This is a genomic window from Variovorax sp. YR634 (assembly GCF_900106655.1).
Taxonomy (GTDB): Bacteria; Pseudomonadota; Gammaproteobacteria; order Burkholderiales; family Burkholderiaceae_C; genus Variovorax.
The window spans coordinates 1-1,955 of record NZ_FNOL01000056.1; the positions used below are offsets into that span (position 1 = coordinate 1).

General features: G+C 65.6%; 2 protein-coding genes and 2 pseudogenes. 2 read left to right on the plus strand and 2 right to left on the minus strand.

Features of this window, described 5'->3' with window-relative positions; genetic code table 11:
* Nucleotides 1-93: pseudogene (locus BLV60_RS34810) on the plus strand (universal stress protein); the annotation flags it as partial.
* A 194-nt stretch (nucleotides 94-287) separates the two neighbouring features.
* Here BLV60_RS34810 and BLV60_RS33810 read toward each other — a convergent pair.
* Both BLV60_RS33810 and BLV60_RS33815 read right to left on the minus strand, forming a co-directional pair.
* Entirely contained in the window at nucleotides 288-941 is a 654-nt protein-coding gene (locus tag BLV60_RS33810; RefSeq protein ID WP_093060161.1) for a BON domain-containing protein, read from the minus strand.
* A 53-nt stretch (nucleotides 942-994) separates the two neighbouring features.
* Nucleotides 995-1,498: a Rossmann-fold NAD(P)-binding domain-containing protein gene (locus tag BLV60_RS33815; RefSeq protein WP_093060163.1), complete on the minus strand. Its 504-nt coding sequence runs from the start codon at nucleotides 1,496-1,498 to the stop codon at nucleotides 995-997.
* A gap of 236 nt (nucleotides 1,499-1,734) precedes the next feature.
* On the opposite strand from BLV60_RS33815, the pseudogene BLV60_RS33820 reads away from it, so the two are divergent.
* A pseudogene (locus BLV60_RS33820) lies at nucleotides 1,735-1,955 on the plus strand (cyclic nucleotide-binding domain-containing protein); the annotation flags it as partial.

Genomic DNA, 1,955 nt, shown 5'->3' on the forward strand with positions numbered 1-1,955 from the left:
TACGGCCACAGCCGGGCGCGCGAATGGGTGATGGGCGGCGCCACGCTGTCCATGCTCCAGTGGATGACTCTGCCCGTGCTGATGTCGCACTGAGGCCACTGGGGCGTAAGTGCGCAGGGGAGGCTGCAATGCGCTTGACCGCCCGCAGCTACCGCGAATTGCGCCCCCGCGCGATACCCTGTTCCCCCGGAGCCGGGCCCGGGGATGTTGCGTTGCTCCAGTTCGAGTGGCGGCAGTGCGGCATTCACGGCAGGACTCGCTCAAAAGACAGCCCGGGCGTTGCCGCCTCAGGCGTCCACCAGCAGGTCGTTCACCACCACTGTGACGCCTGGCGTGGCCCATGCGGCACCCTGCACCGCATCGCGGTCGGTCCAGGAATGGACCGTGCCGCGCAGCGTGACCTGCGAGCCGTTGACCGTGATGGCAAGCTTGCGGGCTTCGCGGTCGGCCTGGCGCGAAAGCGCGTCGTGAATCTTCTTCTCGACGTCGGCGGGGCTCACCTTCGGCTTGACTTTCACGAGGTTCGACACGCCGGTCACCCCCATCAGGTCGCGCACTGCGCTTTCGGCGGCGCTGCGCTGATATCCCCACTCGACTTCGCCAGCCAGCGTGATCCAGCCGCTTTCCACCAGGGGGTGGATCTTGTCGTCGGGAACGAGCGCGTTCCAGTCGAGTGCGCATTCGACCGCCATGGCTATGTCGGCATCGGTGCGCTGGTTGTCGAAGGGCAGCTTCACCGTCAATTCGACGGCCAGCGCCTTGACGCCATGCACGCGTTGCACGGCGCGCTCGACGGCGTACTTCTCGGCGTGGCTGGCGAGGTGGCCTGTGAGGGTGACCACGCCGTCCTTGACGATCACGCCGACGTCGGAGGTCTTGACCTCGGGCGCCCAGGTCAGCTCGGCCTGGATGTCGTTGCGCAATTGGGTATCGGTCTTCATGAAGATTCCTTGCGGTGAATGAATGAAAGGGCAGTTGCCTCGGGCCCGGCAGCTCAGGCGATGGCGTCCAGCAGCAGGGCCTGGAGCACGAAGCACCGGTTGTCGGCCAGCGGGGTCTTGTCTCCGAGAAGCCCGGCCAGTTGCTCGGCCGGATGGCCTCGCATGGCAGCGCCATCGAAGACCGGAATCCCGGCATGCTGGCCGATCTGTTGAACGAGCACGGGCTCCAGGCCCTGGCACTCCACGGCCTCATAGAGGCGGCCGAGCATGCGGGCGGTGTGCTGCACTTCCTGCGGCGTACTCGCGGACGACAGGCTCGAGCGCATGACGGCTACGTGGGCGCCCAATGCCTCCGCCGCGCGACGGAACAGCGCCTGAGCCTCGTCGGGCTGCGTTTCGCACAGCAGCCCCAGGTTCTTGCCGCGCAGCAGCTGGCGGGTGGTCCCGTCCAGCGAGGCGCGCTGGAGGATGCGCGCGTGGCACAGCAGGCTCGCCACGTTCAGTGGAGAGAGCTGCGGCTCGGCCTCGGGACTGCGGGCGTTGTTGGAAAGGGGCATGGCAATGGTCAATGTGTGACTCGCCAAGGTTAGGGACGCCAACGGTTGCGGACTTGATGCAGGTCAAAGCACGGAGCGGGCCTCGTGCGACTTGCAGCACGCCGAATGCGGTTGATACACGCCGGACACACTTCATTCACCGAGCGTTACCCACCGATTCCGACCGTTGTCATTGCGTTGCCGAGGGCTTCCTAGCATCCATCCATCGACACGCGACAGATCACCAAGGAGTCCAGATGCTCAATACCGCCACTTCCTCGAAGACCACACCGGTCCTGCCGACCATCGGCCGGGAGTGCGCGGACCGGAGCACCGGCGATACGCTGAAGCTGCTTGCCGAGCAACTCAAGCCGCAGCGCCGTGTGGTGCACACGGGTGACACGATCTACCAGGCGGGCGAGCGCTTCGGCAATCTCTACATCCTGAACTCGGGCTTCTTCAAGATCGTGAATCTCTC

Coding starts and splice junctions, on each gene's coding strand:
- BLV60_RS33815 (WP_093060163.1), bottom strand. CDS start 1,498: ATGCCCCTTTCCAACAACGCCCGCAGTCCCGAGGCCGAGCCGCAGCTC.
- BLV60_RS33810 (WP_093060161.1), bottom strand. CDS start 941: ATGAAGACCGATACCCAATTGCGCAACGACATCCAGGCCGAGCTGACC.